This window comes from Sphingomonas sp. IW22, assembly GCF_041321155.1.
GTDB lineage: Bacteria > Pseudomonadota > Alphaproteobacteria > Sphingomonadales > Sphingomonadaceae > Sphingomonas.
The window spans coordinates 47,555-64,523 of the sequence record NZ_JBGGWB010000004.1 but is presented as its reverse complement, the minus strand read 5'-3'; the positions used below and the strand labels follow the sequence as shown (position 1 = coordinate 64,523).

Genomic DNA, 16,969 nt, shown 5'->3' with positions numbered 1-16,969 from the left:
GTTCCCGGAAAAGTCTTTCCAACCACGTGGGGGGCGCTCCCCACCACGCATGCGGTGCACGCATGCGCTCAGAATAAGCCACGGGATGCATCACCGGCCAGCGGCGATCCGGGCGCGGGTTAGAGCGTGGAGGAGATCGAGCATCTGGTGCAGCCGGGCGTCGCCTTCCTCGCTGGACCATGGCTCGACGAGATTGCCATGCATCACCGAGTTGCGAATCTCGTACCAAGTCTGCACGTGCGCCGCCTCCAGCGTGCCCGCCTTGCCGAGTTGGCGCATGAAGGCGACGACGCTGCGCTTGCTCACCATCCCAAGGTTGGAGAGCATTCGGCCGCGCAAGGCGGGGTCGTCCTTCCACGCCTCGATCTGCTTTTTCATTGACGCAAGAAGTTCATCGGAGAATTCTGGCCGTCTATCGTCCTCGGTCATCAACTCGTTCGCCAGTGCCTCAGCCGCGCCGGCGAGCGTCAGCGTGAGCACCCAGCGCGAACCGAGCTGGGCTTCGGCGAGCTCATCGTAATAACGTGTCAGCGGATTCGCTTCGAAAGATCCGACCTTGACGATGAACGTAAGAATGTCGGCGTAGAGCTTCCAAAAGGCTTCCGCCCGTCCGTGTTCGATCGCGAAGGGCTGCAGCAAGCCGATCGCAGACGGCTCCCGATGGCGCGGCGATGGCCGCAGCCACACATGCGCAGTGCCGTCACCGAGGTTGCGCGCGACCATGCGCGGATAGACCGGCACGCCGAGCAGGATACGCAGCGGCTCTGTCAGCCAATTCTCCAAGAACGGATGAGAGAGAACCCCGCCCGCGTCGGCAGTGATCCACAACGCCTGGCCTGACGGCTCATACGAAAAGGTGATGCTAGTCCCGAGGACCTCAATCACGTGTTGGCCCGGCCCGCGGCTCGCCAAGATACGGCGCTCGCCGATGAATGCCGTGGTTGTCAGCGGCTCGCTCATCGGCAGGTCGATTGGCGGCACGAGCAACAGCTCGACATTGCTCCGCTTCGATACCCAGTAGCCTTTAGCCAGCGCGTGCAGTGCGTCGATTTCGCCGCTCAGCGGCCACCCGTTATTGTGGTCGGCGAAGAAGTCCACCTGGGTATAGCCGCCCACCCATTCGACCCCGCGATAGTCCGTCGCAAACAAGCGGAGGAGGTCACGGGCGTCATACGGCTGCGACTTCTGCCGGTTGAACACCTCCAGTGCCTGCCGCAAATCTACCGAAGGCGCCGCATGCATATAGAACCGCATCTTGGTCGTGCTGACGATTTCGATGCGACCCGAACCCTTGAAGATCGCGCCTTCCTCGTCGCGCCCGAACAACGTCATTTGCGGGCACTCGATCGTTCGCGGCAGACCCGACAACATCTGTCGCCAGCTGTCGAGTGTATGGAGATCACGCTCGCTGGTTTCTTGGAGCGCGGCGGTCTCGGCCGGCTCCTCAACACGTAGCGCGTTGGCTATCCAATTGCGTAAGTTGTTTAAGAGCCGCATCCTCATCACCCTCTAGCCGCGCCCCGCCGTCAAAAATCCGTACCGCTCGCGGCACTTTACCTCGCTCGGTGAAGTGCCACGAGCGGTTAAAGTCTTTGTGGCCCTCCTGTGCGGGATTCACTTTGCCGGCACTCTGTGCTTGTAATGTTCCATGTTTCAGCCCGATCTCTTTTCCCTTGAGGACTGTGCTCGGCCGGTGAAAGCCGGAGAGCCTACGCGCCCGCTTGACCTACCGGCCATTCTGGAGCGGCTGACGATCGTATGCGAGCGACCGCGTTACAGCTTCATGGTGCTCAACTTGATCGCCCAGGCGAGTGCTCAGACGGGATCGGCGGGACCGTACATCCGCGAGGGTGACCGCCGGATTCCCGTCCGGGATTGGCTATGCGACGCACTGGTTCCCGTCGCTCAGCGCGACCCCCGTCGTCTCGCGATCGCAGACAAGGTGCGACAAGACCTTGAGGCTAAGTGTGCCCTTCCGGTCGATCCGGTGGCGGCAAACAGGATCGTCGACGCTCAGGTTCGCAAGCGGGTTCGTCAGTCCGGCCGCACAAATGTCAGCCGCGCCGTTTCCGAGTTGGTTCGCGCCGGCTTCGTCAGGCGGCATTATCAGGGCTACCGGGTGGATCACCAAAATCGGGGCGCCCAGCGGCAAGCGGTTTACACGATCACCGAGGAAGCACGTCGGGCACTTCACGCCGGTCGGTGAAACACCCTCAATTACGGTTAAGGCCCAGCTCCCGGCTTTGTAGCTTCGCTTTCCAAAGCTGCTCTGCAGCGATGATCTCCTCGACGGTGGCGCTTGATCCGCTCACTTCGAGAATGCTGGCCTGATAGTCGCTCGGGTCGCGACTTTTCAGACCCAGATTGCCGCCATGGCCATCTCGGATGTAGGTGAGCCAGCGGCCGAAGAAACCGCTCTCGCCTGTGGCCGAACCAACATATTGCTCGCGCGTGCGCGGGCAGGTCAGAAGGTAAACGCCCCGCGCCGCGGTAAGCGCGGCGATCCAGCCCTTTGGCAGTGCTTCCAGCGACGAGAGGTTGCCGATGAACCGCACATAACCTGGGAACGCTTCCTCCTGAAACGTGCGGCTCAATTCGAGTATAGCCTTCGCCTGGCTACCGGCACGCTGGATCCAACTCCGGGTTCCTGCGCCCCAGTCGATGGTCAAACGGCCGCTCATGTCCTCCAACGCGAATACGGAGGTTTGCGCATAGAGATCGAGCGGCCGGGTGCCGCCTTCGGTTGCGAGCTTGTGACGCAGCGGGTCGACAATGTCGTCGGGCGCACTCCCGATGAGCGAGATTTCGTAAAGTCCCACGAACAGGGTGGCTGCCGCGGGCGTCACGACGAAGCTCGCCCAATATCTTGCGGAAAGACGAGCGCGGTTCTGGCTCGTCTGAAGGCTTTGATACACGAGGAAGCCCGCCCGATCGTCGCGCCAGAGCGAATAAGGCGTCCGGCCCGCAGAATGCGTTTGATGCCGCAGGAGACGAACGGAATCAGGGCTTATGCCCGCTTCGTCGAGGACCGCGTTGAAAGTCAGCGCCATATGTTCATAGTCTGCTTCTTGCCGGAATCTGCGGATGCTTGTGGAGCAGGGTGGTGGCGGCTTCAATGAGCCGATGCCGACGGCTCCGACCGACGGACAAAAAGATGAGCCTTGCGACCTACCGCCTGTCCGATGACCTCGCGCGACGACGAATGCTCTATCCCTCGACGATCATCTCAGCGCCAAGCGTTCTCTTGGTCGATGTGCCCGTACCGCTGCGCGGCGACGGTCTCGGGCTCGGACGCTATTACGCGATGATTTTGGAGACCAGCCACGAACAAGCGGAAGCGGAACGCCTTCTGAACCTTCCCCGTCCGGGGCCCGTGGCTCCAGACTTTTTCGATCACCGTCCATCGGCCCTGGTCTCGGACAATGTGCTGATTTCTCGCTATGAGCCACCCACCACCGGCTGGCCCTGGCTCATCGTCTGTCGCTGGCCGGACAGCTACGTCTCGCTAGTTCAGGATATACCAGGCTGCAGCATGGCGCGTGGGCGTTACACGACGGAGATGTTCACCACCGCAGACGACGCCGAGGCTCACAGCGTTTTGCTGCTCGAGCAGCTTGCTGGACATGGCGAGCTTGCGGTCCGGATGATCAGCGCCGAGACGCTCGCTCCCGCCGGCACCGCCTAAAAAGCTAGCGCGACCCGTGCGAGCCAACCGGATCAAACGATGAAGTCGGCGAAGGCGGGTGCGACATGGTCGTTCCAAACCTCATCACCCCGAAGTTTCTCGCCCGCGCCGTTTATCTGCTCCAGCCCGACATCGCTGATCCGCGCGCCAGCGGGGACGTAGCGGAGTACCAGTTCGCCATAGCGGATCTCACTGCTTGGGAAATTGCGACTGAAATCCTTCAGGTTTGGGACCAGGCGGTGATGGAGTTGGCTGTCTTCTCGTCCTTCATCACGAGCGATCCGGGCGCGAAGCTGAGCGGAAACGACGTCGTCGATGGTCGGCTTCACCATCGTCGTATGCTCTACCGCAACAATGGCTGGGGTGTAGCTGTTCATTGGGTCGCCGACAGGATTTTGCAGCCGGATCGTTCCGTCGACGATCACGAAAGGCGGCGCAACGACCCATGCGTGGCCCAGTTCGGCACCAGGGAAATCGGAGAGGTCACACATCGACTGTCCGCGCCAAAGATCTTCGCTGGCTACTTCGGCAATCATCGAGCCTTTCAGCCCGAAACTCCAGACACCGAGCCGATCGAGGATACGCTGCATCATCGACGAGACATGAACACAGCTACGCTGCATATCCTCACGTTCGAACAGATCCGCCAGGAATTCGGCGAGCCGGGGGACGATCGCACGGACGCGCTCATCATATTCGGCGGTGCGCGGGCGGGATTGCACCCACAAGGCGTATTGATCGAGGAAGGTGCCGTCGCGACCTTCCTCCGCCGCAAAGGCCGGCTGATCGAAAAAGCCAAACTGGGTGGTGTCGATGCCGAGCCCCCGCAGCCGAGCATCAATTTCCGCGTGAACTCCTGCACGCGCGGCTGCTCGCTGCTTCGCCTGCCCCATTCGACATCACTCCCTATGTTTCAACGGTTTAGCTTCCGCGCCGCGCTTCGGCGATGACAGAGGCCTGCACCATAGGCATATAGCAAGGGAACATCATCAGCGGAGTAGCCCCACCAAGCATGCCGAAGGTCAATCCTCAGATCCTGTCATGGGCGCGCGAGAGCGCGGGCCTGACGCTTGAGGATGCCGCCAAAGGGATCGGTCTTGGCGGTGAAAGCGCCGCTGCACGCCTGGCGGAGATGGAGGCGGGCGATCGCGAGCCCAGCCGCCCCCAATTGCTCAAAATGGCGGATCGCTATCGTCGTCCATTGCTCACGTTCTACCTACCCGAACCACCGGCAGCGCCCCCCCGAACCCATGACTTTCGGACGCTTCCGGATCGGGAGGCCGGAGCGGAGGCGACCGTCGGTGCGCTGGTCCGTGACGTTCGCACCCGCCAGTCCCTTGTTCGTGGTGCATTAGAAGACGCCGAAGAGGCTGAAATCCGGACGTTCGTCGGGTCCATTGACCCACGGGCGGGTGCGGATGCCCTTGCTCAGGCGATGGGTGAACTGCTGAACCTTGATCGAGGGGGTTACCGCCAGGCCCGGACGATCGAGCAAGCCTTCCGGATCTTGCGCGATGCGGTTGAGGCTGCGGGCGTCTATGTGCTGCTCATCGGCAATCTCGGCCACTGGACGAGCAATCTCAGCCCAGGTGTTTTCCGGGGAATGGCTCTCGCGGACGAGGTCGCGCCGTTCATCGTCGTCAATGAAACGGACTCCAAGGCAGCTTGGCCGTTCACGCTTCTTCATGAGCTCGGCCACATCCTTTTGGGGCAGAGCGGTATCAGCGGATATGACAGCGAACAGGTGATCGAGCGGCTGTGCGATGACGCGGCGGCGAAATTCCTTCTTGGCCGCGAGGAGCTGCAGGAGCTCGCCGGTGTCGCCGACCTAGACGGATTGATCGACCAAATCGGCGTCTTTGCAAACGCTCGCAAAGTCAGCCGCAAGATGGTCGCCTACAACCTCTTACGGGAGCGCCTCATCGATGCGGCCATGTACCGGCAGCTCGCCGCCCGGTTCGATGAGGACCGTCTCGAGTTTCCGCGAAAGCCAGCGAAAGGCGCGCCTGACTATTATGTCGTAAGGCGCCACCGGGTTGGACAGGGTCTCCTCGCGCTTGTCGATCGGATGGTCGCGGGTGGCGCCTTGACGACGACCAAGGCGGGCAAGGTGCTCGGCGTAAAACCCACGGCGATCGGTCGCATGACCGAACAGATGGCATAGCGGGGGTCGCTTGCTCTACCTGCTCGATGCCGACACGCTCATAACAGGAGATCGCAGAGCCTATCCGCTCCGGCGTTTTCCCGTGTTTTGGGAGTGGTTGCGACACCAAGGCACCCTCGGCAACGTCAAAATTCCATTGGAGCAATTCGAGGAGGTCACCTCCGGTCGGGGCGACATCGTGGACTGGCTCTGCACCGAAGAATGCCGCGCGGCGCTGATCCTGGCCGAGGATCTCGACCCCGCGCTGGTCGCCGATACAACCCTGCAAGGCTATGGTCCCCTCGACGAGAACGGCGTCGAGCTAGTCGGGCGCGATCCCTTTCTGGTGGCCTACGGACGCGTCGAGCCGGGCGAACGCACGGTCGTAAGCTTCGAGGTATCGAAACCCGGCAAGCAGGGTGCCAACCGGAAGGTGCCTGATGTCTGTCGTGACTTCGGGGTCCCGTGCTGCTCTCTTTTCGACATGATCGAGGCTCTCGACTTCACGACCGCCTGGCAACAGCCGTAAGGCGCGATTGCGCTCGGCGTCGCATCGCGCGACCAGCCAAGAAGAGGTGCAGCCTGTCCCGGCCGTCGTCGGTAATCCGGTCCCAGATGTGCTTGGTGGTCCAACCTGAAAACATCACGTAGAGCGCAATGTAGAACGTCAGCAGCACAGGGACCTGCCCCGGAAGTTTCGGCGCCTCACGCCCCACCACGGCACCCATGAATGCGACGAAGAGATAAAGTCCGATACTCATCAGGAAGATAACGAGGCTGCGTGTGCCGGAGCTGTAGCCCTTGATCGCGGCCTTCAGGATAATGCTTGCCGCGGTCCCCAGCACCATGATGCACACATATCCGGCCATAAATACCAGGACGGTCGCATATGGCAGGACGGCACTTGGTAGATGGCTCGATGCCGTCGGCGAGCGCAACCACAGATACAGCAGAGCCATGGGCGTCAGGAGCTGAACGATAATGGCCAATCCGGCTGCGCCCCACCCAAGCAGGAAGGTGCGGCGCGCGTATCGCCTGGCTCGCGCGATGCGCCGGCGGACTGGCCGACGCACCAGAACCATTTTTTCGCTACCCCAACCGCGCACAGCTACACCTGCAGCCCGCGCCCGGAAGCTAATCGCACGCGCGGCAGCGGAGATTGCGGCTCCGCGTGACTTCAAAGGAAGCCCTCACCTGCATGCTCTCGGAACCGCTCATGATCGCGGACATACTCCGCGACCATCTCGAGCGAAGCGTGCCGGCTATGCTCTTTCATCTTGAAGAGGTTTGCGTTCTGGCGTCCTGCTTCGGTCAGGAACCCGGCTCGGAGGCTATGACCTGAGAAGAGCTCCGGCGGATAGCCGGCAGCCACAGCCGCCGCCTTGACGACCAGTGCTACGCCCTGCGCGCTCATTGCCTTCCCGGTCAGTCGACCCTGCGGTGTCAGCTTGCGAAAGATTGGCCCGCTATCGATTCCAGCTTTAGCGAGCCATGCCCGATAATGCTGCACCGGCTCGAGACGCTGGCCGTCTGGGATCGCGACCGTGTGCCCTTGACCTTCCTGATCGGTTTTCGAGGAGGGAATGCGGATCAGCAGGCCTCGACCATCTTCGGATACCCGCCCGACCGTCACCGCGACCAATTCGGAGCGACGCATTGCACCGGCCATTCCGATGGCGAGCAGCGCCCTGTCACGATAGGCGCGGAGATCCTCGCCTGTGATACTGCGGAGCATGTCACGAAGGACGTCCCCATCAGCCGCGCGCTTCTTTCCGGGGAGCTCTCCCTTTTTGTCTTTACGAATGCCGCGCACGGCTTTCTCGAGACGGGCGGCGTCAGGCTGAGTAGTGGGGGGCTCCATGTCCGCTGCGCGATGGGCGAAGACGATTGCGGCCAAGCGACGGCCGACAGTGGCACGGCCCAACGGCACGGGATCTCTGCGCTCGAGGACAGTGCCGCGCTTCGTTCGCCGCGGCTCGGCCGGCACGAACCCGCGTTCGGCAAGCAGGGTCAAAAAGGCTGCAACGGTTGCGGGTGCCGCCGGAAGCGGCCGATATCCATTCTCCCCGCACCAGGCACAGAAAAGCCGCCAGTCGGATTTGTATGCGCGCAACGTCGCCTCGGCCGAGGCCCGCGCGACATAAGCGTCAACCCGCTCGCGATCGTCAGGCGAAAGGTCAGGAAGAAACGGCTCCAGGGAAGTTACCTGATTGAGCACCGCGACGGTGCCCGCCATGATCGCTTTGAGGCTTTCGCCGTCGTTTTGGCTCATTCCGATAGGCCTCCCATATCTGGGCGATCGGCACGGACACCGTCGATCCAATCGAGATTGTCGCCATTTCGGCTCCAATGACCTAGCACCCGATCTGCATCGGTGAGATCGGGGAAGTTACGCCGCTGCACATGCATGATCGAGACCGTGTTCCACCGCTGAAGATGCTTCTCGCGCATGGCAAATCTGCCATGCTCTTTAGCGTCTGCGTCATTGGCAAGGGTCTGCTGGTCGCCTGCGAAGTAGCCCCCAGCGCCAGCGGTGCCGTAGCCAAACACGAAGTCGTAGCAGTGATCGGCCTTGGAGAGCGTCGAATCCACCAAGCCGGATGCGACGTCGAAACACTCGTCCTGGCTATGTGTGCACGTCAGGCAGATCCCTTCGGCGATGACATCGCCCTTGCATTCGGTCTGACCGCACGGCGCGCGCTCGGTAACAGTCGTCTCTTCGCACACTAGGCAGTAGAGCTCGGTCGCCCCAGGCGATTTGGTCGTCAACTGAGCAAGGCGGGGCCAGTCGTCCTGCCAATCGCGGTTCGACGCGAAATAGCAGTGCGGGCACACATAGCCCCGCCGATCGTCATCATAGCCGAAGAAGCGCTTGGCCTCAGCGGGCTTCAGATGACGGATGGCGGTGGCGATCTGTCGCAGGACGTGGTTTCGGGCATTGTCGACGAAGCCGAGCGAGGCGAATTTGCTCTCGTCCTCCAATTCGATCAACCGTTGCGCCCACGGGACCTCCGAAAAGAGCGCTTCGATCGCTGTCAGCAGCGTCTTCACCACCTGCTCGGGCGTGAACGTGCCCGGCGCCGATGAATGCATGATCTTGTTGCGATCGCGCCTGACTTGTTCCCAGAACGTCTTGAACGGCTCGTCCAAGGGAGAGGCAACCACACTGTTATGGACGGGTATGAGGTCCGTGGCGTCGAGCGTGCGAAATTCACCGAACGAGACCGGCCCAGTGGCGGTGCCCTTCGGCCAATCCTTCGGCCCACCAATCAGGAGATAGGGCGATACCGCCGCGATCCGACCCTTGAGCGCCAGCTCCATGCCTTGCTGGATGAGGCTGTACGCGTTGGCGAGCGCGGGCTGCGAGCGCTGCCAAAATTCCTCAACCGCTTCCTCGGGCGTTTCGTCGGCCAGCTTGTAGTACGTTGCACCATCGTAATCATGCACCGAGTCCATCGCGATCTGCCACGCCAGGTGAACCTGCTTGAGGCCGGCGGCATGAAATTCGCCGGCGGTTGGGATGTCGATGATCATGGTCAGGATCGTATCGAAGCTGTAGGTTTTCCTGAAATGGTGGACGGCATCTGCCCGGCGGCACGCTTCCGAAATAGCGGATTGCACCTAAATTGGTGGACGTCAGAGTCTTCGCCTTACGCTCGACCTGCCATCGGCATCAGTCGGCGCTCATGGGATCAGATGTAGTGCCGGAACGGCAGCGGCGGTGCGGTAACGGTATGAGGCGACGCCATCAGGATCTCACCCACCCGGTCGGCGAACTTGAGCGTCACGGGCAGGGCGCTCGCAAAATCGCAGGCGTTATAGTTTACCTTGGTGAGCGCAAGGATGTCGCCGAGCACCTCTACAATGTCCCCTTCGCCATGCGTCACGTCGACGGTGAGCGGCTTGGGTGTCTCGAACCCTTGATACCCTGCCAGCCGCGGCACGAACCCCCGCGCCCAAAGGTAACCTGACCAGTCACCCACGGTAAGGGCTGTGCCGCGCAGGACCGGTGTCGACGCAGAGGGGCGGAACAGCCGAACATCATCGAGCTGCTTGATCCTGACTCCTACCAGCTGTGTTTCAGTGGGCACTGCGCTGCAAAAGCCGTCCCACTCATCGTGGGAAAAGCGGTGACGGCCATGGATGAACAGCTGGTTCGGTGGCTTGCCGTGCTTGAGCTTATAGCCCTCGACCACCGAGGTCATCAAATTCGCCGCCGCGCTCCTCGACAGGTGATATTCCTTGCGCTCGTCGGAGTACCAGGGCCCAAGGGCGCCGCGAAATACGAGACCGTCGCCTGAGTTGAGGAACATCTGCGCGGCGCAACAGGCTTCGCCCGTTGCCGCAGGCGTGTCGTCGTTCTTAAACACCAGTCCGACGTAGCAAACGCCAGGGCGGACATGGGCCAGCGCCCACGGCTTGGCGTCCATCTTGAAGTAGAGCGTGGTGCAGAAGTTCCAGGCAACCGTGGCCTCGTCCTGGAGGCCGCGCCGGCGGTCGTTGGTGATGTTGAGGTTGCGGTCGACCAGCGTGCTTTCGAGGATCAGCTGGAGGACGACGCCGTCCTGCAGCAACTCGGCTTTCAACTGGTGGTGGAAATTGCTCGAGAACAGGTAGGTTTCGGCATCCCGCACCGTGTCTGGGAACAGGTCGCCGCCCATCTGGAAGAAGCGTTTGGCGTCCTTGAAGCTCGTGATGTCAGAGGGAGTGCGCTCGTCTCTGGGCGGTGGTGCTACCTGGGGACGTCCGTAGCGATAGACGACGTCCGGAACGACAACGAGCCAGACGTCGGGACGGCGCTCCTCGGCGCGGATGTGCGCGCGGATCGCGTCGGCGAACAGCAGCACCGTGGATCGGACCGCGTCGGCGCGATTGTTCTTCTTGATGCAATGATCGATGTCGCCGCTCTTGAGCGCTAGCTCGACCATGCCGCGGGTTGGCAGCGCGATGCCGAAGCAGGCCTCGAAGCCTGGCCATGCGGGTGCCCATAGAACGGGCTTGCCCTTCGCATCGACCTTGCCGGGGATATGTAGGCTGATCCGCTCTAACCAGCGGCGGGATAGGCCGACGCCGCTCTCCGTCCCGATGACGCCCAAGCGCACCTGGGAGCGGCCATCGGGGCCTTCGAGCGGCCCGAAGAGGAAGAGCCCATCTTTTGGCGCTTCCATCTGCTGCCCGTGACCGAACTCAAGCAAAGGTTCGGCGATGCGATGCGTGAGAATGCTCATGCGTCGGCCTCCTCCGGCATCTCATCCCGGTCGAAAGCCGTTTCGAAGTCCTCTGACAGGGTTATCTGGCCGGATTCGTCCTCCTCGACTCGGCGGTCCTCTTCCGCGGCGAAGCTGACTGGGAAGTCGAAGCTCATCGGTAGGCTGGCAACCGCAAGGCGCTCACCGGACGCGGCAATGTCTAGGGTCGGATCACCTTCGGCAAGCCACCCCATCGCGGCGAGCAGCATGTCGCGCCATTTGTCGTTGAACCAAGACCGCGTGAGGCGCAACCGGATACGCTGCAGCTGTTCACCCGGGAGCGGGGTTCGGCCATCGGTCGTCACCGCGACATTGGCATGGACCCGGAAGAGAGCATCCGGCCAGAGCTTGGGTTGAGCGACAAGGCACAGATGCCAGCGCCGATCCTTGAACTTGCCGCTCAGGACCCGGTCGACCCGATGTCCATCGCTCAGCGTCAGCTTCACTCTTCCGTCGATGAGTCCGTCGGGGAAGAAGCGGCCGCGGGCGCCCGAGGCGAAATCGACAGGAAGTAGCCCGAGACGATGCATGGCCAAGTCCCAGTGCTGACGCATCAAATTGACGGCGATCCGCCGTGCATTGGAACGCTCAACGAAGTGGCGGCTATAGGTACCGTCGATCACGCCGTTGAATGGCAAGCTGGCGCGCGCCTTCAAAGGCGGAGCGCCGTTGTCGAGACGCTCGATAGCATCGGGTCCGCAGAAGGCGATCACCCCTCCATCGTGTAGTACATGGGGAACACGTGTGAACTGGCTCCAGGCTTCCAGCTGCGCAGTCGTTCCCTTCGCCTCCAGGATCCAGACGTCAGGCCTCGCCCGGAGTTCGAACCAGTTGCTGTAGAGCGTCTCGGGACTTGAAGTGACCAGCTTTCGACCGTCCTCTTGGGCAGCGACGATCATCGCAAGCTGCTCGGCGTCCGGATGCTCGACCTTTGGCACACGTGAGGAGTCGAGCGTCTCGAACAGGGGCTGAAGGCAGGCAGCCCAGTTAGGGAACGCATTGTGTGCGTTCTGGCGGAGGATCTCCGTCGGGAAATCGCCGAAATCCACGTCGGCGATTCGGATCGGAATCATAAACTCCGCATCGCCGAGCTTGCGACGCATGACGTCGCCGAGGGCGAGTTCCTTCTTTACGCCTTGCTTGCCGATGTGCTCGGACACGACGACGATCTGCTTGATCGCCTCGTGCCGCAGCACGTGCTCGATCTTGTCCCAGAAATCGTCGCCACCCCGAAGCGCGCCAACGTCGACCCAGACCTTGTACCCGGCAGTGGTCAAGCGACCTGCGAGCCACCGCGCGAACCGGTTATCCTCGGGGTTGGCGTGCGTGATCAGAATGGTGTCGCGCACCAGTGTCGGAACGGTTGTCATGCGTGTCCCCGCCTGCAGCGTACCGTACCCAAAAGCACGAATATGGGCCTACTACGCCAGAGGGCGCACGTTGGTGATGGTAATGCCGACATCCGCGCTCGCCAGCGGGCCGTCCGTCGTGAACATCTGCGCTTGCAGATCGATCGCCAAAGCAAGGCATGCCCGGTCGCCAAGCGAAAGACCAAGTGCCTTCGTCGACGGCCGGAGGTCGCCTATGATGAGCGCCTGGGCAGGGGAGAGCGGCCGAACATCGAGGTGCAACCCGCCGAGCGCCTCACGCACCTCGTCCAGCGACAGGCCACGCTCCCGCAGCTTGGACACGACCTCGGCCAGGTTTGCCGTTCCGATGACACTGCGGGTCAGCACGTCGACTACCCGATCAGCCCCGGGCTCGTCGTTCAGAAGGCAGAGCAGGGCGGAGGCGTCGAGTACGACCTTGCTACTCACGCTCCGCCTCACGCCGGCGTTCGGCAATCAGCTCGTCAGCCAGGCCGACGCCTTCGGGCACATACTTGCGAAGGATCGCGCGAGCCCGCTCTAACGCTCTCGGTACGGACCGTACCCGCAACTCGCCATCGTCCACATCGACGAGAACGGTGTCACCTGTGGTGATCCCGAGCTCACGGCGCATTGCCGCCGGGATCACGAGCTTGCCACCATCCACGATCTTGACCCTCTGTGCGTCCATCTGCACTGACCTCGCTTGGCTGACCCAATCACCAGACCTTACCGGATGTCGGCGCTGACGGATAGCGCAAAGCAGGACCCTTCAACGGGTTTAGTGATTGGTGGCCGTTCATATCTGCGCGCGGTAGCTACTTAGGCCTGACTAGCTGAGCTAGGCTCGACAGGATCGGCGCTTGCTATTCCGAGCCGGATGCCGCAGCGGTGGCTCACAAGGGTATACCCAACGGAGCCAACATGAGTACGACCGTCCGCGCTGCTCGCGTGTACCTGCGCGTCAGCACCGATGAGCAGGATCTTGAACGCCAAGAGGCGATGGTCGTGTCCTCGCGTACCGCGGGGTATTATGTCGCAGCTGTTTATCGCGAGAAGGCTTCCGGCGCGCGTCCTGACCGGCCCGAGTTGCTTCGCATGATAGCCGACCTGCAAATGGGCGAAGTCGTTATCGCCGAAAAGATCGATCGGATCAGCCGCCTGCCGTTGGCTGAGGCGGAGAGGCTCGTCACCGCTATCCGCGACAAGGGAGCGAGGCTAGCCGTACCAGGAATTGTGGACCTTACCGATCTTGCTGAGGACAATGGCGGGGTGACGCGCATCGTCCTAGAGGCCGTTCAAGACATGTTGTTGAGGGTTGCGCTTCAGACCGCTCGCGATGATTACGAACTGCGCCGCGAGCGGCAGCGGGAGGGCATAGCGATCGCCAAGCGGGAGGGACGCTATACCGGTCGAAAACCAGACTTGGCCCATCATCGCCGCATTGTCTCACTTCGTGAGGCAGGGATGAGCATAGCGAAAACGGCGGCGCTAGCGGGCTGCAGCATCGCACAAGTCAAGCGCGTTACAGCCCTCCACCGGGCGACCAAGCAGAGCGATGCGTGTCCGACGATACCGTGAGATAGAGCCGGACTCAATTCGACCTCTGAATAATTCTGCTAGGATGGAAAGAGGCGGCAGCGTTGCCGCTGGGACGGTCAAGCAGCCGTGAAGGCTGCAGCGAGATCTCAATTTCTGGCCCGTACTGGCGCAAGGCTAATCGTGGCCGTGCCGCGCCCCCATACCGGTAGGTAGACGCCTTGCCCCGCCGCCTTCAACTGGCCCGTCCGCACGTCCGTCACACGGGCACGCACGATTATGTCGCCAATCCGCTTTTCGTCGATCGCACGGGTGATCTTGCCGATTAGCTTGTCGAAATCCTTTTCGAAGTTCTGGGTCAGCGCGGCTGACACAGTGCCTGATATGCCGGGAGTGTTGGCGAGCTTCAGGAGCAGGCTTGTCCCGACCGAGTCGGCCACACCGGCGACAGTGAGATCGTCGAACGCTACACGGCGATCGTTGACGGCGTTCCGCGGCGTGGCGGTAAGCCAGATCGTGCCTTGCGCAGGCTCCCCACCTTCGGCTGCCGCACTGAAGCGAAGCCCGACCGCGATCTTGTCACCCGTGGTGCCGTAGACGGTCACCTGGTGAAACTGCGCGCGCACGGCCCCGACACCAGGCACTTCGAAGGGCCGGCGGGAACGCTTCGCCAATGCCTTGGCGAGCACAGGCTCCAGCTGAGGATAGTCGGCGATGACGGGGATGGCGAACAGGATGCGGCCGGGTCCGGGCTGCGTGCGCGTCATGTCGGGGAGCGGCCGGCGCTGCGGATCAGGCGGCCGATCGCCGACAAAAGTCTCCGTCCCCGCCGTCATCCCTAGCGCCAGGTTCACCCGGTTGCGCGAAATGGTGTAGCCTCCGTAGCTCAACTGCCGGGGCGTGATCCGCATCCACACCGGCGGGTTCGCCCGGTTCAGTTGGACGGAGGTGAACGCCGACCCCCAGACCTGCGCGATCTGCTCGCGCAGCTGCAATCTGCCGAGCTCCTGCGGCAGCGAGCGCTCCAGGCGCTCGACGACGCCGGCGAGCTTGGCGTCGGCCTTGCTGGTGAACTCGATTCGCTGGCCGAGGAAGTCGACGTGCGGCTCGTCGGTCCAGTCGTAGGCGATCGACACCGTTGCGCGCGGCGACCAGTCGCGGGCGATGTCGAGCCTGACCACGGCCCGGACGCGGGCGTCCGCCTCCGCCGTTTCCCGGCTGAGCACGCCGCCCACGTCGCGGGCGCTGATCGCGGCGTGAAGCGGCATGGTGACAATGATCGTTTTGCCCGAGCCCTCCAGCACCAGCGGCCCTCGGACGACGGTGCCGGTGATGCGGCACTGGATCGCGGGCGTCTTGATCTTCGCGAAGAGGATCTTGACCTTTTTCGGCGGGAGGCAGGTCTGCCCCGGCTTGTCGATCGACCAGAGGCGACGCGGAACCGCCTGTTCGAGGCTTGCCGCCAGCTTGTCCATGTCTGCAACAATCGGGACATCCATGGTAGAAGTCTGCGGGGGCACGCTGATGGTGTCCGTCGCTCGCGGAGGCGCCTCGCGAGGAGTCCGGTCGCAGCCACTAAGGCATGCAACGCAGAGCAGGGCGGACACGATCGAGACACTCGAGAGTTCGTTCTCGCGAAAAAAAGCCCCGGCAATCTGGCCTGCCGCTTCAGCTATCGACCGACTCGGCGTTGAGACGGTTGCCCGAGCGGTCGTGTTCTTCATCGCCGCGCACCTCCAGCCGTCCGAGCGGCCACCATCCCATAGGTTTGCCAAATCAGTTTCGCAAAAGGGAACCGTTCCGTTTCTTTATCGTTCGGCCGGTTGATTTCGGTCAATGCCTGACAACACCAACGGAGGCCCTCTATGAAGATTGCGATTGTCGCTGCGCTGCTCACCCTGGCGCCGGTTACGGTGTTGGCGCAGGCCGTTTCGCCCGCCACTTCGGGAACGATGACCAGCGCCGACGTCGGCGTCTCGCCGATCTCGGGCCAGAGCGGCCCTAATTACGTGCTCGCCGCGGCCGACGCCAACCTCTACCAGATCAAGGCCGCGCAGCTCGCCGCGACGCGCGCGCAGCGGGACGACGTCAAGGCCTACGCAAAGCGCGTGCTGGCGGAAACGCAGAGCAGCCACAAGGCGCTGCTGGCAGCGCTGAAGAATGATCAGCGCACGATCAAGGCGCCGCCCTCGAACCTGTCCGCCGACCGCGCCGCCCTCCTAAAGCTGCTCCAGAAGGCGCCGAAGAGCGCTTTCGACAACCTGTATCTGACCCAGTCGGCGCAGGTTCAGCAGGCTGCGTGGGCGGTGCATAAGGGCTATGCACAGGATGGGACCGACCCGGCGCTGCAGCAGGTTGCCGGTACTGCGGTCCCTGTGCTGGAAAACGAGCTCACCACCGGCAAGTCGCTTACTCCCTCCGGGCTTGCAGGATAGGTGATACCCGCCGGGCCAGGTCGACGAAGCCCCCTTCGACCTGGTCCGGCACTTGTTTGCGGCGATCACTGCCTGGAGTGCAGCCGGCGGAATTGCTCCCGTGCTTCGCCGCGCATGAGCTGCTGCATTACGATCCAGTAGCCCGTGACGGCTGTTTCTCCTGCCGCTTGGTAAGCGTTCGCCATGTTGCGCCTGAGATCCTCGAAAAGCGCGTTTTCGAGCGCTCGCCCCTCATCGGTCAAAGAAAGCAGCTTTTGACGACGATCGCGCTCCCCGACACGGCCGCAGACGAGCCCGCGATCCATCAGATCCCGCATTACCCTGCCAAGCGATTGCTTCGAGACGCAAAGAACGTCCAGCAGTTCGCTGACAGAGATTTCCGGGTACCCGCCGAGGAAATACAGGGCGCGGTGATGCGCCCGCCCGAGGTTACGCGTCGCCAGTTCGGCGTCGGCATGCGCCAGATGGGATCTGTGGGCGAAGAACATCAGGTCCATTCCTCCCCTGATCGCGTCATCACGCAGATACTGGGCAGGGGGCGGCAGAAGCGG

The 16,969-nt window shown here is 62.5% G+C and carries 18 protein-coding genes; 6 read left to right on the top strand and 12 right to left on the bottom strand.

Going from position 1 to position 16,969, the window contains the following annotated elements; translation table 11 throughout:
- Positions 1-90 precede the first annotated feature (90 nt).
- Positions 91-1,497 carry a hypothetical protein gene (locus ACAX61_RS15035; RefSeq protein WP_205499285.1) on the bottom strand — a complete coding sequence of 469 codons (1,407 nt, stop codon included), beginning with the start codon at positions 1,495-1,497 and terminating at the stop codon, positions 91-93.
- Positions 1,498-1,648: 151 nt separating this feature from the next.
- On the opposite strand from ACAX61_RS15035, the gene ACAX61_RS15030 reads away from it, so the two are divergent.
- Entirely contained in the window at positions 1,649-2,206 is a 558-nt protein-coding gene (locus ACAX61_RS15030) for a hypothetical protein (protein WP_046408764.1), read from the top strand.
- 7 nt (positions 2,207-2,213) lie between these two features.
- On the opposite strand, the gene ACAX61_RS15025 is transcribed toward ACAX61_RS15030, so the two are convergent.
- Positions 2,214-3,050 carry a GIY-YIG nuclease family protein gene (locus ACAX61_RS15025; RefSeq protein ID WP_046408763.1) on the bottom strand — a complete coding sequence of 279 codons (837 nt, stop codon included), beginning with the start codon at positions 3,048-3,050 and terminating at the stop codon, positions 2,214-2,216.
- A gap of 104 nt (positions 3,051-3,154) precedes the next feature.
- Here ACAX61_RS15025 and ACAX61_RS15020 point away from each other — a divergent pair, with 104 nt between their 5' ends.
- Positions 3,155-3,685 (top strand): hypothetical protein, encoded by a 531-nt coding sequence (locus ACAX61_RS15020; protein WP_052742499.1) that lies wholly within the window; start codon positions 3,155-3,157, stop codon positions 3,683-3,685.
- Between the two features lie 32 nt (positions 3,686-3,717).
- On the opposite strand, the gene ACAX61_RS15015 is transcribed toward ACAX61_RS15020, so the two are convergent.
- On the bottom strand, positions 3,718-4,578 hold the full coding sequence (locus tag ACAX61_RS15015) for a hypothetical protein (protein WP_370715618.1): 861 nt from the start codon (positions 4,576-4,578) through the stop codon (positions 3,718-3,720).
- Positions 4,579-4,697: 119 nt separating this feature from the next.
- Between ACAX61_RS15015 and ACAX61_RS15010 the strand changes: the two genes are divergently transcribed.
- Positions 4,698-5,849 carry an ImmA/IrrE family metallo-endopeptidase gene (locus ACAX61_RS15010; protein WP_046408762.1) on the top strand — a complete coding sequence of 384 codons (1,152 nt, stop codon included), beginning with the start codon at positions 4,698-4,700 and terminating at the stop codon, positions 5,847-5,849.
- 10 nt (positions 5,850-5,859) lie between these two features.
- On the top strand, positions 5,860-6,357 hold the full coding sequence (locus ACAX61_RS15005; protein WP_046408761.1) for a DUF4411 family protein: 498 nt from the start codon (positions 5,860-5,862) through the stop codon (positions 6,355-6,357).
- Here ACAX61_RS15005 and ACAX61_RS15000 read toward each other — a convergent pair.
- The 7 genes from ACAX61_RS15000 to ACAX61_RS14970 form a co-directional block, all read right to left on the bottom strand.
- Positions 6,332-6,787, bottom strand: coding sequence for a hypothetical protein (locus ACAX61_RS15000; protein ID WP_205499290.1), 456 nt, complete (start codon positions 6,785-6,787; stop codon positions 6,332-6,334). The two genes, ACAX61_RS15005 and ACAX61_RS15000, sit on opposite strands and share 26 nt — an antisense overlap.
- A 218-nt stretch (positions 6,788-7,005) precedes the next feature.
- Positions 7,006-8,100, bottom strand: coding sequence for a site-specific integrase (locus ACAX61_RS14995; RefSeq protein ID WP_046408759.1), 1,095 nt, complete (start codon positions 8,098-8,100; stop codon positions 7,006-7,008).
- Positions 8,097-9,362, bottom strand: a complete 1,266-nt coding sequence (locus ACAX61_RS14990) for a hypothetical protein (RefSeq protein ID WP_168847130.1) — start codon at positions 9,360-9,362, stop codon at positions 8,097-8,099. The genes ACAX61_RS14995 and ACAX61_RS14990 overlap by 4 nt, the downstream gene beginning before the upstream one ends.
- Before the next feature lie 158 nt (positions 9,363-9,520).
- A complete protein-coding gene (locus ACAX61_RS14985) occupies positions 9,521-11,056 on the bottom strand; it encodes an argonaute/piwi family protein (RefSeq protein ID WP_046408758.1) in 1,536 nt (511 codons plus the stop codon).
- Positions 11,053-12,447 (bottom strand): toll/interleukin-1 receptor domain-containing protein, encoded by a 1,395-nt coding sequence (locus ACAX61_RS14980; protein WP_046408756.1) that lies wholly within the window; start codon positions 12,445-12,447, stop codon positions 11,053-11,055. The genes ACAX61_RS14985 and ACAX61_RS14980 overlap by 4 nt, the downstream gene beginning before the upstream one ends.
- A gap of 51 nt (positions 12,448-12,498) precedes the next feature.
- Positions 12,499-12,894 carry a type II toxin-antitoxin system VapC family toxin gene (locus tag ACAX61_RS14975; protein ID WP_046408755.1) on the bottom strand — a complete coding sequence of 132 codons (396 nt, stop codon included), beginning with the start codon at positions 12,892-12,894 and terminating at the stop codon, positions 12,499-12,501.
- Positions 12,887-13,135 (bottom strand): AbrB/MazE/SpoVT family DNA-binding domain-containing protein, encoded by a 249-nt coding sequence (locus ACAX61_RS14970; RefSeq protein ID WP_370715616.1) that lies wholly within the window; start codon positions 13,133-13,135, stop codon positions 12,887-12,889. Before ACAX61_RS14970 ends, ACAX61_RS14975 begins: the two co-directional genes overlap by 8 nt.
- A gap of 260 nt (positions 13,136-13,395) precedes the next feature.
- Between ACAX61_RS14970 and ACAX61_RS14965 the strand changes: the two genes are divergently transcribed.
- A complete protein-coding gene (locus tag ACAX61_RS14965; RefSeq protein ID WP_528084557.1) occupies positions 13,396-14,025 on the top strand; it encodes a recombinase family protein in 630 nt (209 codons plus the stop codon).
- 107 nt (positions 14,026-14,132) lie between these two features.
- Here the strand turns inward: ACAX61_RS14965 and ACAX61_RS14960 are convergent, their stop codons facing one another.
- Entirely contained in the window at positions 14,133-15,590 is a 1,458-nt protein-coding gene (locus ACAX61_RS14960) for a DUF4403 family protein (RefSeq protein WP_298090532.1), read from the bottom strand.
- Between the two features lie 258 nt (positions 15,591-15,848).
- Here ACAX61_RS14960 and ACAX61_RS14955 point away from each other — a divergent pair, with 258 nt between their 5' ends.
- Positions 15,849-16,418 (top strand): DUF4142 domain-containing protein, encoded by a 570-nt coding sequence (locus ACAX61_RS14955; RefSeq protein WP_018251282.1) that lies wholly within the window; start codon positions 15,849-15,851, stop codon positions 16,416-16,418.
- A gap of 65 nt (positions 16,419-16,483) precedes the next feature.
- Here ACAX61_RS14955 and ACAX61_RS14950 read toward each other — a convergent pair whose 3' ends face one another.
- The gene (locus tag ACAX61_RS14950; RefSeq protein ID WP_018251281.1) at positions 16,484-16,915 is read right to left on the bottom strand and encodes a MarR family winged helix-turn-helix transcriptional regulator; all 432 of its coding nucleotides are present in this window, start codon (positions 16,913-16,915) and stop codon (positions 16,484-16,486) included.
- Positions 16,916-16,969 lie beyond the last annotated feature (54 nt).